The organism is Rhizobium sp. SEMIA4064 (assembly GCF_003025035.1).
Classification (GTDB): Bacteria; Pseudomonadota; Alphaproteobacteria; order Rhizobiales; family Rhizobiaceae; genus Rhizobium; species Rhizobium paranaense.
Genome location: NZ_PYJN01000013.1, coordinates 626,237 through 644,409, shown reverse-complemented (window position 1 = coordinate 644,409; position 18,173 = coordinate 626,237). Strand labels below are relative to the sequence as shown.

General features: G+C 57.7%; 13 protein-coding genes, 1 tRNA gene and 1 pseudogene. 9 read left to right on the top strand and 6 right to left on the bottom strand.

Annotation, left to right across the window (positions count from 1 at the left end; translation table 11 throughout):
• Nucleotides 1-11: 11 nt before the first annotated feature.
• The 4 genes from C9E91_RS09640 to C9E91_RS09625 all read right to left on the bottom strand — a co-directional run bounded on the left by C9E91_RS09640 (nucleotide 12) and on the right by C9E91_RS09625 (nucleotide 6,836).
• Nucleotides 12-1,373, bottom strand: coding sequence for an HlyD family type I secretion periplasmic adaptor subunit (locus C9E91_RS09640; protein WP_107108151.1), 1,362 nt, complete (start codon nucleotides 1,371-1,373; stop codon nucleotides 12-14).
• Between the two features lie 5 nt (nucleotides 1,374-1,378).
• Complete coding sequence (locus tag C9E91_RS09635) at nucleotides 1,379-3,703, bottom strand: type I secretion system permease/ATPase (RefSeq protein ID WP_107108039.1); 2,325 nt, start codon at nucleotides 3,701-3,703, stop codon at nucleotides 1,379-1,381.
• 25 nt (nucleotides 3,704-3,728) lie between these two features.
• Nucleotides 3,729-5,747 (bottom strand): hypothetical protein, encoded by a 2,019-nt coding sequence (locus C9E91_RS09630; protein WP_107108038.1) that lies wholly within the window; start codon nucleotides 5,745-5,747, stop codon nucleotides 3,729-3,731.
• Between the two features lie 156 nt (nucleotides 5,748-5,903).
• A complete protein-coding gene (locus tag C9E91_RS09625; protein ID WP_107108037.1) occupies nucleotides 5,904-6,836 on the bottom strand; it encodes a fibrinogen-binding protein in 933 nt (310 codons plus the stop codon).
• A 1,045-nt stretch (nucleotides 6,837-7,881) separates the two neighbouring features.
• Here C9E91_RS09625 and C9E91_RS09620 point away from each other — a divergent pair.
• The 5 genes from C9E91_RS09620 to C9E91_RS09600 all read left to right on the top strand — a co-directional run bounded on the left by C9E91_RS09620 (nucleotide 7,882) and on the right by C9E91_RS09600 (nucleotide 14,290).
• Entirely contained in the window at nucleotides 7,882-8,676 is a 795-nt protein-coding gene (locus tag C9E91_RS09620) for a helix-turn-helix transcriptional regulator (RefSeq protein ID WP_107108036.1), read from the top strand.
• Between the two features lie 597 nt (nucleotides 8,677-9,273).
• A complete protein-coding gene (locus C9E91_RS09615; protein WP_245407461.1) occupies nucleotides 9,274-10,899 on the top strand; it encodes a glycosyltransferase in 1,626 nt (541 codons plus the stop codon).
• A 161-nt stretch (nucleotides 10,900-11,060) separates the two neighbouring features.
• Nucleotides 11,061-11,525, top strand: coding sequence for a MarR family winged helix-turn-helix transcriptional regulator (locus C9E91_RS09610; RefSeq protein ID WP_107108035.1), 465 nt, complete (start codon nucleotides 11,061-11,063; stop codon nucleotides 11,523-11,525).
• On the top strand, nucleotides 11,518-12,756 hold the full coding sequence (locus C9E91_RS09605; protein WP_107108034.1) for an HlyD family secretion protein: 1,239 nt from the start codon (nucleotides 11,518-11,520) through the stop codon (nucleotides 12,754-12,756). The genes C9E91_RS09610 and C9E91_RS09605 overlap by 8 nt, the downstream gene beginning before the upstream one ends.
• Complete coding sequence (locus C9E91_RS09600) at nucleotides 12,749-14,290, top strand: DHA2 family efflux MFS transporter permease subunit (protein ID WP_107108033.1); 1,542 nt, start codon at nucleotides 12,749-12,751, stop codon at nucleotides 14,288-14,290. The genes C9E91_RS09605 and C9E91_RS09600 overlap by 8 nt, the downstream gene beginning before the upstream one ends.
• A gap of 74 nt (nucleotides 14,291-14,364) precedes the next feature.
• Here C9E91_RS09600 and C9E91_RS09595 read toward each other — a convergent pair whose 3' ends face one another.
• Entirely contained in the window at nucleotides 14,365-14,961 is a 597-nt protein-coding gene (locus C9E91_RS09595) for a DNA-3-methyladenine glycosylase (RefSeq protein ID WP_107108032.1), read from the bottom strand.
• Between the two features lie 193 nt (nucleotides 14,962-15,154).
• On the opposite strand from C9E91_RS09595, the gene C9E91_RS09590 reads away from it, so the two are divergent.
• The gene (locus C9E91_RS09590; protein ID WP_107108031.1) at nucleotides 15,155-15,409 is read left to right on the top strand and encodes a hypothetical protein; all 255 of its coding nucleotides are present in this window, start codon (nucleotides 15,155-15,157) and stop codon (nucleotides 15,407-15,409) included.
• A gap of 265 nt (nucleotides 15,410-15,674) precedes the next feature.
• Entirely contained in the window at nucleotides 15,675-16,193 is a 519-nt protein-coding gene (locus C9E91_RS09585; protein WP_107108030.1) for a hypothetical protein, read from the top strand.
• A gap of 104 nt (nucleotides 16,194-16,297) precedes the next feature.
• On the opposite strand, the gene C9E91_RS09580 is transcribed toward C9E91_RS09585, so the two are convergent.
• Nucleotides 16,298-16,387: transfer RNA gene (locus C9E91_RS09580), tRNA-Ser, on the bottom strand.
• Nucleotides 16,388-16,676: 289 nt separating this feature from the next.
• Between C9E91_RS09580 and C9E91_RS09575 the strand changes: the two are divergent.
• Together C9E91_RS09575 and C9E91_RS09570 are read left to right on the top strand one after the other, a co-directional pair.
• Nucleotides 16,677-17,302 (top strand): annotated as a pseudogene (locus C9E91_RS09575) (flavodoxin family protein).
• Complete coding sequence (locus C9E91_RS09570) at nucleotides 17,295-18,167, top strand: sigma-70 family RNA polymerase sigma factor (protein ID WP_107108149.1); 873 nt, start codon at nucleotides 17,295-17,297, stop codon at nucleotides 18,165-18,167. Before C9E91_RS09575 ends, C9E91_RS09570 begins: the two are co-directional and overlap by 8 nt.
• Nucleotides 18,168-18,173 lie beyond the last annotated feature (6 nt).

The following is an 18,173-nucleotide window of genomic DNA, read 5'->3' as shown; positions in this document are numbered from 1 at the left end:
GACAAACTCATTCACCGCTCTCTGAAGGCGCGCGACATGCTGTCGACCACCGGCTTGGAGAGATATTCGAAAAAGGTGCGTTCGGACGTCTGGATCAAAATATCCGCAGGCATACCGGGTACAGGCTTGAAGCCCGGAATGCGTTTGATCTCCTCGCTCGGGATCTGGACGCGAACAACATAGACATCGCGCTGCGTCGAACCGGAATTGTCCTCGATCGAGTCGGCGGAGACGTAGAACACCTTGCCGTTCAGAACCGGCGTCGTACGCCGGTTGAGCGACGACAGGCGGATAGAGGCGGATTCGCCTTCGCGCAATTGGTCGATCGAGGTGCGCAACACCTGTGCCTCGATGATCAGCGGCACGTTGTTCGGCAATATCTCCATGATCGGCTTGCCCGTCGTGATGACGCCGCCGGCGGTATGATAGTAGGAGCGGATGACCGTGCCGCTGACCGGCGAACGGATGACGGTGCGGTCGAGCACGCCCGCGGCCTCGCGCACCTGCTCGCGTACGCTGTCGAGATCGGATTCGGCCGTTTCCAATGCGTCGAGCGCTGCCTGCTTGTTGGCGTTGATGGCAATGATCGCCTCCTGGCGGTACTTGGCCACCTGGGCTTCGTTCTCGTTCAGCTCAGCGTCGATGCGTGCAAGGTCGCCCATGGCGTCGGCGACTGCGCGCTGCACGGCCAGAAGGTCGGAACGTCTGACGACGCCGATATTGGCAAGCTTTTCTTTCGATGCCTGTTCATCGGTCAGAAGCTTGAGCTGCGTCACGAAGGCATCCCGCTGACCCTGATATCCCTGGGTGCGATATTCGAGCGAGCGGATGTTCTTTTCGATAAGGTTGAGCTGTTCCTGCAGCTTGGATTGCTTGCTGTGGAAGACGACAACCTGGCTCTGGATGAGTGCGGTCACATCGGGATCGTCGGCCTCCGCCGTGACGATATCGGGAACCTTGAATTCTTCATTGCCCTGGGCTTCGGCTCTCAAGCGGGCGACCACCGTTTCCAGCCGTAGCCGCCTCAGCTTCAGCGCCCGATCATTGGCGAGCGCCGCCGTCGGATCAAGGGTGAGCAGGATATCCCCCTCCTGCACGACCTGTCCTTCGCTCACCATCAGCTCCTTGATGATGCCACCCTCGAGATGCTGAATGATCTTGTTATTGCCGGTCGCGACGAAGCTGCCTTGAGCAATGACGGCCGAGGCGATCGGCGCGGTCGCGGCCCAATAGCCGAAACCGCCGAAAGAGGCGAACAGGATCGCCAGACCCGAGACGCTGTAGAGCCTGATGGACCGCGGCACTTCGCTGTACCACTCGATTTGCCCGGTTTCGTTGTCCTCTTTCTTTTTGCCCTTGGTTCTCCCGAACATGGCGTTCACCCTTCGATCCTTGCCGCCGGCCGATTGCCGATCTCGTTATTAGGCTTATTGCTCAGCGTTCTCAGCACCTCGGTGCGCTCACCGAACAGCGCCACCGATCCGTCCTTCAGAACCAGGATCTTGTCGACGCATTGCAGCAGGGCAGGGCGCTGGGTGATCGTCACCGTGGTGATGCCCTGCTTCTTGGCGTGAATGAGCGCGCGGGCGAGGGCAGCCTCGCCGGCGGTGTCGAGATTGGAATTCGGCTCGTCGAGGACCACGAATTTCGGATTGCCGAAGAAGGCGCGGGCAAGCGCAATGCGCTGCTTCTGCCCGCCGGAAAGCGGCGCGCCATCGGCGGCAACCACCGTTTCATAGCCCTGCGGAAAAGTGGCGATCAGCTCGTGCACATCTGCAAGGACGGCCGCCTCGTAGATCAGCCGGTCGTCGACATCGTCACGCATGCGGCAGATATTGGCCTTGATGGTGCCCGGAAAGAGTTGCACGTCCTGGGGCAGGTAGCCGATGCTCTCGCCGAACTGGCGCTGGTCCCAGTTGCGCAGGTCCATCAGATCGAGCCGCACATTGCCCGAGGTCGGCAGGATCGAACCCACCAGCATCTTGCCGAGCGTCGTCTTGCCGGAACCGGAATTGCCGATGACGGCAAGCGATTCTCCCTTTTTCAACGAAAAGGAGATGCCGTTCAAAACGACCCGCTTCTGTGGCGGCGGAACGAAGAGGATGCGCTCCACATCGAGCCGTCCTTCTGGATTGGGCAGGCGCAGCCGCGGGAAATTCAGCGGCGAGTTCAACAATAACTGCTTGATGCGGCCGTAGGCGGCGCGGGAATGGTTGAACTGGTTCCAACCCTCGATCGCCCCTTCGACCGGCGCCAGGGCTCGGCCGGAGATGATCGAGGCTGCAATCACCATGCCGCCCGTCAACTGACCGGAAAGCGAGAGGTGCGCGCCCCAGCCAAGTAGGGTGACCTGCGTGATCAGGCGGCAAGCCTTGGTGAGGCCGGAAAAGACGATGTTGCGGTCCTGGGCGGCCACCTGCGATTTCAACGATCCTGCGGTCTCACGCCCCCACATTTTCACCGCTTCGGGGATCATCGCCAGGGCATTGATGATCTGCGAATTGCGCGCCATGGAATCGAGATGGAAATTGGCGCGGCTGACGAAGGCATTGGCTTCGGCAAACTGTTTCGCCGTCATCTTTTGATTGAGATAGGCAATGATGAACAGCACGGCACAGCACGTCATGACGATCACGCCAAGGTGCGGATGCACGAGATAGACGACGACGACAAAGAGCGGCATCAATGGTGCGTCGAGGAAGGCAAGCAGCGTACCCGAAGTCAAAAAGGACCGGAGTAGCTGGAGATCGGCAAGCGTTTGATAGTCACGGCCGTTGCCGTTCAGGGATGCGCGGGCGGCCGCGCTCAAGATCGGCGCGCCGAGCTGCACTTCCAACTCGACCGCCGTGCGCATCAGGATGAAGCGGCGCACGGAATCCATGATGACCTGCAGGAGAATGGCGCCGACGACGGCGATGGTCAGCATGACCAGCGTATCGATCGAGCGGCTGGTCAGAACACGGTCGGAAATCTGGAACAGATAGATCGGGATTGCCAGCACCAGAATGTTGATCGCCAAGGTGAAGATCATCACGATCAGCATGTTGCGCTGAACGACGGAAATGCCTTGGCGCAGGCTGGCGGCGAAGTTGATAGGCTGGGCGCTGCGTTTGTGAAAGATGCTGCCGTCATTGCCTCCTCCACCACCACCTTTGCCGCTTTCGCCATTGCCACCTTGACCGCCGCCGCCAAGCGACCGGCGCTCGTTCTCACGCACGGGGCCGGTATCGCTGTCGATCGTGCGAGCTAAAGGCCGAGCTTGGCTCACCTTCATCTCGGATTTTGGCATCTCGGGTTTTGGCATTTCCGCTTCCGGCGCCCGGAGTGCCGGTTCGATCACGGGCACCGGATCGACCTCCGGAGTGGGCGATACTACTCTCATTTCGATCTCGGTCGTCGATGTGGCGGACCCATCCTCAACCTTCGTCACAACGGAAAACGCCGCAGGCGGCGCGGGGACAGTCTCAGTCTCCGTGGCGGGCGCAGGCGTTGCATCCAGTATTTGCGGTTGGGAAGGTGAGGGAGATGCAACAGCAGCCTTGGGCTCGCGCCGCAACCGCTTCAGGCTATCCACGGCATCCTCTATGGCCGCCATATAGGAAGCGGTGTTGCGCTCAGCAGCGCGCTCATCCTCGCTGGATGGCAGCGACGTCAGGTGCAATGTTCGGCTTTCCATCATGCTGAGCTTGGAAAACTGGTTCATCAGATGCGCCCCCTACTGTCTCCGGCTACGTGACGGTTTGCATGACGTCGCCGACAGTGCCGTTGTGCCAGGATATGTCGTGGCCGAGATCGATGGTTTCATTCTGCGTGGGCTGTGAATCGTGATCGCCAAGGAAAGCGATCGCTTCATTGGCCAACGGTTGGCTCTGCTGCTGGTTCGCATTGGTGGTCTGCTCATGATCGACCAGCCCGCCCTGGATAAGGACGGTATCGGAATAGAGATTGCCGGCGACGTAGGTCGTATGACCGACGCTGTCGTAATCGGTGATACTGGCGATGTTGACCAAGGCATTGCTGCCGGTGTCGATCGATACGGTGGCGTTCTGGTTGTTCGCCACCACATCGCTCGCCACCTGATGCACGATGTCGGAATCGCCAACGACGTTGATCTGCTTGATAACGTTGACGTCGAAGAAGTTGCCGGTGATGTAGAGAACGTTCAGCGCTTCCTGACCGGCGAAATTCGAGTCATGGGCGAGGCCGTCCGGTATTTCGTTGGTGTGGTTCTGGATATTCTTGACCGTGTCGTTGACGAAATCGGGCATCGCAGTGAAGCGATCCGACAGGCCGACATTGCTGATGGAGGCGAGGTTCCAGAGCAGATTGCCGCCGGTCTGAACATGCTCGCCGCTTTGAGTGGTGGTCACCACGTCATTGTCGTAGAGCACCGAGATCTGGCTGATCGAATTGATGTCGAACGCGTGTCCGCCGACAATCATCAGATCGTACTGCATGCCGAGACCAAAATAGGAGGCGAGGTCGAGCAATGTATTGCCGCCGGTCAGCAGCGTCGTCTCGGCACCGGTGGTCGTCACCCGCATCGTGTCGTTGTCCGAGAGGAAATTATATTGTTCCGTCCAATGCAGGAACGAGACGTCGCCCTCGATGACGCTGACACGCCAGAAGCTCGGGAAAGCCGGATTGCCGTCGTCGGAATGTTCTGGTGTCGCGGCCGCCTGAAATTCGCTGTGCTGGAAAACGGCGATGTTCCTGCCGATCGTCAAGGCGCTTTGCGAAGACTGGTCGTCATTGCCTGAAAGGCAATCAACTTTATCATTGTCGCTGTAGATATAGCTCTGTGAAATCGCGTCGATGGAATGATAGTCGCCCATGACGGCCATGACGTGCGAAATGATATTCGTGTCGACGATGTTGACGAGGTTTGCGACGATATTGCCGCCGGCCTCGATGTTGAGGGAATTCGGACCCGGTCCTGTCTGATGAACAACCCCGTCCGTTCCTTCGGTGTCCGTTTTTGCCAGACCGCGATCCGGCATGGAGTCTTCGAGATATGGCGCGCTCGTGACCTGCACGCCGTTGACGAAGACGCCGTCAAGCTCATTGCCGGCAATCGCCAGATAGTGGCTGCCGTCGGGGTCTTGGATGTAGGTGCCGCCGCTTTCTTCGATGGTTTTGGCAAATGCGTGCAGATCATCGTTGAGCTTTATCATGCCCTCGTTGCTCTCTGGCCGCTGGAGAGAAGCAAAGGGTGAAAGTTCCTCGGCTTTCACGGTCGCCTGGCCCAGCCAGTCGTAGACGTCGGAGACATCGCGGATGATGTGGTGGGAAGAATTCGTCATGTCGAGCACGTCGTCGTCGCGCAAGACATTGGCCTGCACCACATGGGTGACCTCCGAACCAGGACCCACGTAGACGTCAAGTTTTCCAGGCAGAGTCGCAGGCTGGAATTCGATCTCGGAGGGGCGGTGAACGACGGAGACCTCCACCGGGGCCAGGCCTTCATGATCGTGCATGCGCTCGTGATAGGGATTGTCGTGCGGATGTATGTAGCCAGCACGGAAGTAATAGGGCGAGTCGATGTATTTCACCTCGGGCGCGTAGTCGACCACCGTCAACCCGGAACTAAAATCATCCTTTGCCAAGGTCGGGTCCGGCTGTTCCTCCGGTTTGTCCTCCGGCAATGTCGCATCGGTGTAGTTCAGCCGCAGACGCAGATCCTCGATCTGCGTGTCGAAGAGCCCAATAAAATGGGCGATGATCTCCGAAATTTTTTCCGCGTGCATGAATGGTCCCCCAATTTTCCGAAACGCCTGGCCTATCCGGGTCGATGCCGCCGCTGCCGACGGCTGTCATTTCAAGGAAATCCAGGTTCAAGCCACGACATGTGCACCGGCCTGTCCTCCGGCCGGTGCACATAACGCGTGGCTCTCGCTTCGAAATCAGGAGTCGCCGGAGGTCACGTGATGATCGCCGCCTACGGTGATATCGGCAGTATTGGTGAGCAGATTGGCGCCCTGGACCACTTCCTGATGGAAGCCCGAATTGGAGATGATGGCGGTAGAATCCGCTGTCGCCGTACCGGTCATGTCGTGGCCCACGCTCGGCACCCCGTTCCAATTGAACGTCGGGTCCAGATCGAGACCGTCGGCATGGGAATGGCCACCCTCGGCCGTTAGGTCGATGCTGGCACCCTGGTTTTGCATCTGCACATCATAGGCCTGATCCTGATCGGCGAGATTGTTGGCCTGAACCAGACTGAAGCCGGTATCATTGCCGCCGCCGCCCAGCGCATTGTTGAGCACGCCATCGATATTAAGATTGAAGGAGTAATCGTCTCCGAGATTGAAGGTCAGATCATGGCCGGCTACGCCGAGATTGCCAACATCATGGACATCCTTGATCGTTCCAAAATCGTAGTCCGAAGTGGAATGAGTGCTGGAGTCGCTGTAGGAGTAGTTGTCGCGGTTGTCACCGTTGTTGTTGGCTTCGGTGTGGACGTCGGTATCGGTCTTGGTAATGGCCTTGTAGTCATAATCGTAACTGTTGTCGCGATTATCACCGTTGTTGTTGGCCTCCGTATGGATGTCGGTGTCAGTCTTGGTGATTACCTTGTTGTCGTGGTTTTCATCATAGCTGTTATCGCGATTGTCGCCATTGTTGGTGTTGTCGCGATTGTCGCCGTTGTTCTTGACGTCGAGATCCGTATCGGTGGTATTGTTGCTGTTGTTGTTGTTGGCAACGCCAACAAGACCAGTCGAACCGTCATCCACTTCCGTGGAATTAACGGCGCTGGTCGCGAGGCCATCCGCCAGCGCGCCGACTTTCAGGTCGTCATCCGCGCTGACATTGGCAATATCAAAATCAGGAGACATCATACATTTCCTCCAAATGAGGAGGCCGTCTCGGGAAATCCCTCTCATCTAAACGGGACTTTCTCGCGGCGGCCCCAACTGTTAACGTTGCGGCAGGTGTACGCACTACATGTCTACCGACAAAACCGGCCTGTTGGTTCAGACCTGGCCTATTGGGATTTGCAGCTACGCCAAACAAAATGCGCAAATCCGCCCTGGCGCTTGGTTAGAGCGTCAACGCCTTCTGCTTTCTGTTGTCTCTAAGAAATCAGGGGAGGAGGAGGTTGTCCGGGACGCGAGACAAAGGACCGGAATGCCGTTTTTTCCCCAAGCTCCGCGGTTGGTGCGGAACGGTGGGACTTTGACCCAAAACAAGGCAAGCTCATAGATACCAATTCGGGCTAGCGCCCTGTTTCGGTTTCATAAATCGGATTTCGCCCGAGGAGCGCCAAGGATTTAAAGCGCTGTTGTCATTCGGTTTTTCAAGATTTTCTCGGCTACCCGTCGTCTCGTCGGCATCACGAATGCGTTATCGCCGTTGGTATAGTCTTAATCCGACCGGCTTAAACGACTAGAAATTGTCGCGCCACATCCAAGTAATATATTTCAAAAATCTAACTAAGTCGGCAGCCGTTGCAAAAATGGATCATGCCTATGAAATTTCAAATTGTAATAAAAAGTATATCGACGCTTACTATGCTTTGAGCCAGTCTTCAGTTCACCGAGTCGTTCTACCGATTTCGGTCGATTTAGGCCATTATCAGTCGACGGGTGACCTCCACCTTAGGTTAGCTGATTAAACAGAAACGCCCGAAAATGTGCAGAACTAAGCACAAGTACGGCACCCAATTTGGCCAAATTCCCACATTTGTGATAATTTTTAGAGCTTTCGCGGCAAAACTAACCCCTTTGGGCAATTTCCAACTACGATCGCATGGATTAATATAGTTTTATATTAATTAAGAAGACTGCATAAACAGTCCTATCAGGGCACCGTGCTCATAAAAAACATTCCGGCAAAAAGCGGGTTAACTAGACATGGCTGCGAGCTTTGGGGGATGCACAAATGTACATCGCAAGCGTAAGAACAGGGGATGCTGAAGACAACCACAATATCATAAACTTAAAAGAGACTATCGTCGTACTGGCGGATGCCGATCTCTTTTCTGAATGCCTGGTGCAAACTTTGGGCACCAGATTTGCAGCATACGACATCATCAGCATTACTGACCCGAAGGCGCTTCAGGGCAAAGCTCTGGAGGGCGTTAAACTGATCCTGCTATACCATCTTCAATCCGAGGACATGCAGGATACTTTACATACAATAAGGGCGAATTCGCCTGGAATATCAATCGGGCTGGTCGTCGAAACGATCGATCTGCACGATCCATACGTGGCCAGACTTGTCGAAGGACGGAATATACACGGCGTTCTGCCGCTCAATCTCCGCCTCGATGTGTTCATGGCAGCGATCGATCTGTTGATGAAAGGTGGCGAACACTTCCCCTCGGCGCTCCTGCGCCGGCTCTCTGGGGACACGCCGCATCTCAATCAGCCGCTCTATCAGGCACAGACGCGCTTTACCAACGGCCATAGACCCTACGAGGATGCTATCGCCATGCGCAGCGGCAGTCTACAGGCGCTGACCACACGCGAGGTCCAAATATTGGATCTCATTTGCAAGGGGACACAGAACAAGATCATAGCGGACCAGCTCAGCCTGTCCGAAAATACGGTCAAAGTTCACGTCCGCAACATCTACAAGAAAATGAATGTCCGCAATCGAACGGAGGCGGCCTCACGCTTCTTCAATTCGGACAACGGGCTGGATCGGGATCCGTCGCGTCGGTGGCGAAACTGATCCACAGATAGGAATTGAGAGGGGACGACCGTTCGCGACATCGTGGGCGGTCGTTTTCTTTGTTTGCAGGCCCCAAGCCGGAAATCCCATCGCGCCGAACAAGGCTCTGATCGAGGCCAATCAACTGGCGCCCCACCTCCCTGCCGTAGCGTTAATCCAGCCGCTTAGGTCCCTCCTGAAAGTGGACTACGCTTATGCGCGACGCGGCCAATAACTCACCTGTGAAATAGCTATTTAGTATAGTTTGCCTAATCATTCATCAGATTTCCGTTGACGTAGCGTAAAGTCGTTTTATCATCTGCTTATTCACCAAGTTAATATCCGATTCGATACTGGTAAAAATTGGCGATTCACACGAATTATTACTGCAAATAAATTTGCGTTACTATTCTCATTCAAAGTCTTTTAAGTACAGCATGCGGCCTACAGGCGCCGTTAGTTGACAAGGGGATGGAGGTGTAGTGCGTAGATTTGTTCCGACGGATGGCGATTTTTTCTCCTCAAAAAGATCGCCATCCACCCCCCTCCATCAAGCTGAAACGGTTCTTGTCAGCGGCGGAACGCCGCCACCCTCTCTTTCGCTCCGAAGGTGATGTCATGGGCAAGATCCCCGCTGCTATCGGTGTCCACGCCATGCGTCGGCCGTCCGTCAATCCAGGCGATATCGGTCCAGCGACTGAGCAGGTATTCGAAGGCAGGATGCGCTTTGCCAACCTGATCGGCATTACCGTCTGGACGGCGACCATGACCTTCTTCTGGCTGTGGTGGTTGCGCAGCGATCATGTGATCGGCTGGCCGTCCTATCTGCTGGTGACGCTGGCTCTTGCCTTGATCACCGGGCTGCCGGCCTATTTCATCGTCATCGTCCATGATGCGCGGCGTATGCCGCAGGCCGGGCCATTGCCTGCGGGGCGCATCGCCATGGTCGTGACCAGAGCATCATCCGAATCTCTTTCCCTCGTGCAGACGACGTTGCGGGCGATGCTCGATCAAACGGGCTGCGATTTCGATGTCTGGTTGGCGGAGGAAAAACCCAGCCTGGACATGATGAAATGGTGCATGGAACACGGCGTTTTCACCTCCACGACGCGCGAGAGTGCCGGGGCTGACGCTCGCGATACTTCGCTGCATTGCAAGCAAGGCAATCTCACGTCCTTCTACGACCACTTCGGCTATGAAAGATATGATTTCGTTGTGCAATTCGACGCCGGCGACGTGCCCGAGAGGACGTATCTCCGTGAGATGGTTCGGCCGTTCCGCGACCCCGGCATCGGCTATGTGTCGGCGCCGAGCATCTGTGACGCTGATGCGGCATCGAGCTGGGCGGCGAGGGGCATGCTCTTTGCCGAAGCCGGCGTTCAGGGTTTGGTGCAGTCCGGCTACAACAACGGCTGGGCGCCACTCTGCGTCGGCACGCATTACGCTGTACGCACAGCGGCGTTGAAAGAAATCGGTGGGCCGAGACAGGAACCGGCAGAAGGTCTTTCGACGACGCTGGCGATGAACGCCGGCGGCTGGCGCGGGATACATGCGCTGGATGCGATCGCCCACGGCAACGGTCCGGCGACTTTCACCGATCTGATGATGCAGGAATTTGACCGGTCACGCAGCCGGATGACGACCCTGCTGCGGCATGCGCCGGATTACATGCCGAAACTGTCCGGATGGTTGAAGTTCCAGTTCCTGTTCTCCGAGCTTTGCTATCCGCTGTTTTCCCTGGGCTTGGCTGTCCTCTTCATCCTGCCGATCGTGGCGCTTCTGACGGGCCATAGCTTTGTCGACGTTACCTATCCCGCTTTCCTGCTGCATTTCCTGCCGATCGTTGCCGCATTGATCGCGCTGGTCTTCATCTGGCGTGCGACGGGCACGTTCCGACCCGCCAATGCCAAGATCGCAAGCTGGGAGAGCGTGGCATTTCTTCTCCTGCGCTGGCCTTGGTCGCTCATTGGCTGCGCAGCCGCTATTCGCGACCGTCTTACACATTCCCGAGGCGATTTCCACGTTGCGCCGAAGAGGGTGGCAGCAGGGCAAGCGCTGCTGCTTCGCGTGTTGGCGCCCTATATCGTGCTCAGCCTCGGTTCCGCGCAGGCGATGGCCTTTGCTTTCGACCGGGAGACTGCCCAAGGCTTCTTTATCTTTGCCGCGATCAACGCCCTGGTCTATGCGGCGCTAATCGGGCTGATTGTCGCCCGACATGTAACGGAAAACACGCTTTCCCGTTAGGCGCACCTAACACCCGCGCCCCTGCGACTTCTTTGCGACACTCCCTGCGACATTTTTGACGATCTGCGCAACATCGGGCCTTGGCCCCTTGTATCGCATGGTCACTTACTATACGTAGCAAGCATTATAAGGTTGCTTATGAATAGCAGGCTTCTTATATCATGAATGCGACACCCACTCTCGGCTTTCTCCTGCATGACGTTGCCCGGCTTCTTCGCAAGCGGTTCGAGCAGCGCGCGAAGGATATGGGATTGACGCGTTCGCAGTGGCAAACGCTCGCCTATCTCTCGAACAATGAGGGGATCCATCAGGCGGGTCTTGCCGAGATGTTGGAAATCGAGCCGATCACCTTGGTGCGAATTCTCGACAAGTTGGGCGAGCGCGGCCTGGTCGAGCGCCGTCAGCATCCGAACGATCGCCGAAGCTGGCTGCTTTACCTGCGCGAGGAAGCGCGGCCGCTGCTCGACACCATGCGCAGCATGGGCGACCAAACCCGCAAGGAGGCCCTGGATGGGGTCTCTGCCGAAGATCATGAGCGCCTTTATCAGTTGCTCACCGTTATGAAATCGAACCTCGTCCAGGCCTGCCGCATGACGGTGGGCGACAAAGAGACAAATCATGGCTGATGCATCCTCTTCGCTTCGCGTACCCGCGAACGCAAATTCCGCTAACGAACAGACCGCAATCGGGCAGAACCAAGCCGCCGTCGCCGAGGCGCCGTCTTCCAATCCGGCGCCGGCGCCCGCTGCTGCCGGTGCCGCCGTTCCAGTTGCTCCCCCTGAGAAGCCGCGCAAGCGCCGCAGCCCGACACGGCCGATCCTCTTCGCGATGCTGCCGGTCGCCCTTGTCATCGGCGGCTATTACTACGTCACCGGCGGGCAGATCATGTCCACCGACAATGCCTATATTCAGGCCGATATGGTCGGTGTTTCGACCGATGTTTCCGGCACGGTGATTTCGGTCGACGTGCATGAAAACGAGACGGTGAAGAAGGGGCAGGTGCTCTTCCGCCTGAAGCCCGATTCCTTCCGTATTGCCTTGGACGGCGCTGAGGCGCAGCTCGGCACTGCCCGCAACCAGATCCTGAACCTGCAGGCGAGCTACAAGCAGTCGCTGGCGGAAATCGCCCAGGCGCAGGCCGACATTCCCTATTACCAGACCGAATATGACCGCCAGCAGAACCTGATCAACAGCTCGGTCGCCTCCAAGGCGGCCTATGACCAGGCCAAGCACAATCTCGATGCGGCCCAGCAAAAGGTCTCCGTCGCCCAGGCACAGGCGGCAACCACACTCGCGCAGCTCGGCGGCAATGCCGACCAGCCGGTGGAACAAAATCCGGTCTACCTGCAGGCCAAGGCGGCCGTCGACAATGCGCAGCGCGAGCTCGACGACACGGTCGTGCGCGCGCCATTCGACGGCATCACCGCCAATGTTCCGTCGCTTCAGGTCGGCGCCTATTTGACGGCTGCGCAGCAGGGCTTCTCGCTGGTTTCCACCACCCATATGTGGATCAACGCCAGCCCGAAAGAAACCGAGCTCACGCATGTCCGGCCCGGCCAGAAGGTCTCGATCTCGGTCGATGCCTATCCGGGCGTAACTTGGAAGGGCACCGTCGCCAGCATCTCGCCGGCCTCGGGCTCGAGCTTCTCGCTGCTGCCGGCGCAGAACACTACCGGCAACTGGGTCAAGGTCGTGCAGCGCATTCCGATGATCGTCAGCATTGACGATATGCAGGGCAAGCCGCCGTTGCGCGTCGGCATGAGCGTCGTCGCCGATGTGGATACCGGTCATGCCCGCGGCCTGCCGGACTTCGTTGCAAACCTGTTGGGTCAATCCCGCGGTCAGGACCATGAGTAACGCCGCGGCTTCACCCTCCGGCCCGATCGCCAATCGCGGCGCGATCACCGCCTGCGTCATCCTGGCGGTCATCATGCAGGCGCTGGACACCACTATCGCCAACGTTGCTCTGCCCCATATACAGGGTGACGTTTCGGCAAGCGCCGATCAGATCAACTGGGTTCTGACCTCCTATATCGTTGCCGCCGCCATCATGACGCCGCCATCCGGCTTCTTGTCGGCAAAGTTCGGGCGCAAGCGCGTGCTGCTGGTTGCGATCGCTGGCTTCGTCGTCGCCTCCGTTCTCTGCGGCCTGGCGCAATCGCTGAACCAGATCGTCGGCTTCCGCCTGCTGCAGGGCCTGTTCGGTGCGGCACTCGTGCCGCTGTCGCAGGGTATTCTCCTCGACATCTACAATGTCGAGGAGCGCGGCAAGGCCATGGCATTGTTCGGCGTCTCGGTCATGGTCGGCCCGGTGCTCGGGCCTGTTATCGGCGGCTGGCTGACGGACAATATGAGCTGGCGATGGGTGTTCTACATCAACGTGCCGATCGGCGCGCTCGCCTTTGCCGGCATCGTCATCTATGTGACGGAAACCAAGTTCGACGCGCTCGCCAAGCTCGATATATTCGGCTTCAGCATGCTGTCGGTCGCCATCGGCGCCCTGCAGCTTTTCCTGGATCGCGGCGAGCAGCTCGATTGGTTCTATTCAGGCGAAATCATCGTCGAGGCTCTGGTTTGCGCCGCGGCCTTCTATCTCTTCCTGGTGCACACGTTCACGGCGGAGCGGTCCTTCGTGAACCCGCGATTGTTCCTGGACCAGAATTTCGCCGTCAGCATGCTGTTCATCTTCATCGTCGGCGTCACCTATCTGGCATCGCTGGCGCTGATGACGCCCTATCTGCAGACATTGATGGGCTACCCAGTCGTGACAGCCGGCATCGTCATGGGGCCGCGCGGCCTCGGCACGATGCTGTGCATGTTCGTCGTCGGGCGGCTGATCGGCAAGGTGGATACGCGCTGGCTGCTGTTCTTCGGCCTCGCCCTGACCGCATGGGCGATGTACGACATGACCGGCTGGACGCCCGATGTCTCGCAATGGACGCTGATTTCGGTCGGCTTCGTCCAGGGCGCGGGCCTCGGCTTCCTCTTCGTGCCGCTCACGACGATCGCCTTTGCGACGCTGCCGGCTCATATGCGCGGCGAGGGGACCGGCCTCTACAATCTTTCGCGTAATATCGGCTCGAGCGTGGGCATCTCCGTCGTCTCGGCGCTGATCACCGAGAATACCCAGGTCAATCACGAATCGATCGCCGCCTATGTAACGCCGTTCAACCATGCTTTCGATGCGACGGTCGCTCAGGCCGTCAGCCCGGTCACGTTGGCAGGTCGCGCCGCGCTCGACGGCGTGATCACCACGCAGGCGACGATCATAGCCTATATGGACGATTTCAAATTGCTGATGCTGATGTCGATCTGCGCCATGCCGCTGCTTGTGCTGCTGCGCAAGCCCAAGGCGCCGCCGGCCGTCGACCACAGCATCGCGATGGAGTAACCGCGCAGTCTTTCCAGTTTCACTGCGCGGCAGCATGGGCCGCCGGGCACCACCCCGGCGGTCCTTTTTCTTTTTTAAGGAAAGCGGCGGCTAACGAAGCGCGAGCCGGCGGCGCCGAAGCGCCATAGCGGCTCGATGTTTTTCGTAATCCCGATCCGCTTGCCGGCCACCACCGGTATCGGTTCGGCCAAGGCGAATTCGAAGGGTGCCGCATCCAGCGCCAGCCCGTTCAGGCTGATATCCACGCCCAAGGCCTGCGTCAGCTTTCCCGGCCCGTTGCAGAGATCGACGAAGTCGGCAACACCGCGCCGCCGGACCATGTCCTCAATGCCGCTCTCCGGCTCCAACGCACGGATGAGTACGGCGCTGGCACCTGCGCAGACGAAATTCAGGCACCAGTGAATGCCGTATGACCGGTAGATATAGACACGCCCCGCCGGACCGAACATCGCCGCCGTGCGCGCCGTCGGCCCGCGAAAGCTATGGGATGCCTCGTCATCAGGCCGATAGGCCTCTGTCTCGACGATGCGACCGCCGGCGCCGGCAACGGTGAGACGAGTGCCGATCAGCTCGGACGCAATGATAGTTGCGTCGCGGGAAAAGAAGGCTGTGAGGGCAGGGCCAGTCAGAGGCTTGGGGCCGATTGATAGGGGCTGATCGCTGGGCGTCATAGGCGAGGGCGGCGTCCGTTGGTTATTCGATGCCGAGTCTTGTGTGCAAGGCTCTCACATCTCGGGAATTTTGTCGCGGAGATCATGGCCGGATGGGTTTCATCGCATCGATCTGTATCATTTCTTTATGCGGGTTCAGAAACGAAATGTTCTCTGATAGGGAAGGGGCGTGTGAGACTCGGACTGGAAGAAAATGGCTGCGCGGGATCGATATTCAAGAAAGCTCGAATGCTCTCGTTGTGGCAATAACGGCTTTGCCGAGGTCTCGGAGGATGACAATCCCCGCCGCGAGAACCCCGGTTTTCTCGTGGACGAAATGCCGTCGGGCTTTTCCGACGAACGCAAATCGAACGATCCGGCGAAATACATGATCCGCTGCCGCTGTGGCAGCGTCTTCCCGTTCAAGCAGAAATCTCACTATGCGCCCGGCGGCGAACCAAGGAGATAGCGGCACCATCTGCGTGAGCGAATTCGTTGGACGCAGAGTTCTTCTGCTTGAGCGTCAACACCTTAGACGCGCCAACGCGTGCAGGGAAAATGCTGGCGACGGGCCAAAAATTGCTCAGTAGTGGAAAGAAACTCACTTCATCAAGCCTGCCGGTTTCCGTTACGCCATATGGAAAATGTGCGGAATTTGAGCTGGTACTCCACCAATTTACTTTTCCTATCGTTGAGGCATTATCTATGTTCACAACTTTGGGGGAGTAGTCGTGATGGGCATCTTCACATCTGATAATATTGCCTCATTGTCAGGCATAGTCATCGTAGCGATCACGCTTATTTTGATCTTTCAAGGTAGAGAAGTTTCTTCCGGCCACGCTATGGTGCTGGCTGCGGGCGCTGCGCTGATGCTTCTTCCATCAGTCTCCAATTTTGAATGGTCTAATGGTGGCCTCAAATATACCCGGCGCGATGAGACTGCTGATCTTGCTAGTCAAGTTAAAAAATTGGCTGAGGACAACATACAAGCTAATGAAACGATAAAGCAGACCACGGAAGCCTTAAAAGTTGCAAATGAGCGACTTAATAGGCTGGAAGCGGGTGGTCAGACGTCGCAAAATCCAGCCCCCCAAGACGGGGGAGCTAAGCCACCAGTAAAATTCGACTGGGGAAAATACAGCCAACCTACATTTTTTGAAGATCTCCTTAAGAAAAGTGATCAGAGCGTTCAGTTGAGCAACCAAAATCGCGATGCGCTCACGACGTTCCAAAAGCAGTTCAATGCAAAATAATAAATGTGTATGGCTGTCAAAGCCCCAGCCAAACTAGGCATCTGAAACCGGCCCAACCGGATAAGTAAGATGCCTCGTGATCCACGATTGATAGATTGGGCTTTTGGCGGAAGAGGTGGGATTCGAACCCACGGTACGGTTTCCCGCACGCCGGTTTTCAAGACCGGTTCCTTAAACCACTCGGACACTCTTCCATCAGTTTGATATTAAAGGATTTTATTCTTCTAATATCAAGTGCTGCCGCCGTGATTGATTACGCGCGTCGCAGCTACTTCAGTTTCCGATTTGCGCTTATAGCGACTTGCAACGCCGCGTCAACTTGTTCGGCTGCATCAGCCTGCATTCCCGGCAAAACATGCGAACAGAGAATCCAAGGTGTCATGATGAGGACAGCCGACGACCGTCAAAAAACACCTGACCATGTCACAATCAGCCCCCTACCTTGTCATGTCCTTCGCAACACCATTTTCGAAGGAGAAAACAATGATCCGCCAGCGTATCGCAATCGTCTATCATAGCGGCTACGGGCATACGGGCCGTCAGGCCGAAGCCGTGACGGCGGGTGTTGAGCAGGTCGAGGGGATGGAGGCCCTTCTGCTGAGTGTGGACAAGGTGGAGCGCCACTGGGATGATCTCAATGCGGCGCAGGCGATCATCTTTGGGTCGCCGACCTATATGGGCTCAGTCTCCGCGTCGTTCAAAGCTTTCCAGGAGGCAACATCGCATGCCGTTCTCGCCAGCGGCTATCTGTGGAAGGACAAGATCGCGGCTGGCTTCACCACCTCCGGGTCACGATCCGGTGACAAGCTTTCGACGTTGATTCAGATGATGATCTTTGCGGCGCAGCACGGAATGCATTGGGTCGGCCTCGATCTTCCGCCGGCGAACTGCTCCTCAACCGGCTCCGAAGAGGACATGAACCGTCTCGGTTTCTGGCTCGGTGCGGCGGCACAGGCGAACACGGATGAAGGCCCGGAGACCGCGCCGCCAGCATCCGATCTCGCGACTGCGCGCTATCTTGGGCGGCGTGTGGCGTTGTGACGACGCTGCAGTTCGTTCGTGGCCGCCAAGCCGCCCCGCTCCAATACGCTCTTGCCGCCCATGACTGAGGCGCCTTCCGATCCGATCTTTTCCGAACAGCGCCCGCGCCTCGTCCGGCTTGCCTATAGGATGCTCGGATCCGTCGCGGACGCGGAGGATATCGTGCAGAATGCTTGGCTGCGCTGGCTTGGGACCGATCATGCCTCCGTTCGCGAACCGGCGGCATTCCTTCGGACCATCGTCACCAGGCTTTGTCTGAACGAGTTGAAATCCGCTCGCCGTCGCCGGGAGTCCTATGTGGGGTCCTGGCTGCCCGAACCGATCTTCGATCCGGAGGACGGCGATGCGGCCGATGACATAACCTTGCCCCTGATGCTAGCGCTGGAGCGTCTTTCACCTCTGGAGCGTGCCGCCTTTCTCCTGCATGACGTGTTCGGCATGGATTTCGACGACGTCTCCTCAGCAATCGGTCGCGAAGCTGCCACTTGCCGCAAGCTTGCAAGCCGGGCGAGGGCGCATGTCGCTGAGGCCCGGCCTCGTTTTGCCGTCGACAAGGAGCAGGGGCTCAAGCTTGCCACCGCCTTCTTCACTGCGTCGAGAACGGGAGACATGGCAGCCCTTCAAGCCTTGCTTTCCGAGGATGTCGTTGTCTATGCCGACGGTGGCGGCAAGGTGGCGACGTCGCGGCGGCCACACATCGGGCTCACAGCCGTCATGCTGCTTCATGAGCAGTTGGCACGAATTTTCCGGGCGCAACCCTCACAACTGATCCACTATACCGTCATCGATGGCTTACCAGGTTTCGTAACGGTGGAAGGCGGCAATGTCGTGCAGACGACCGCGCTGCACATAGAGCAGAAAAAGGTCGTTGCCATCTACTGCACGCGCAATCCGGACAAGCTGCGGCATGCTATCGGCGCGATGCCACACTGATAGTTG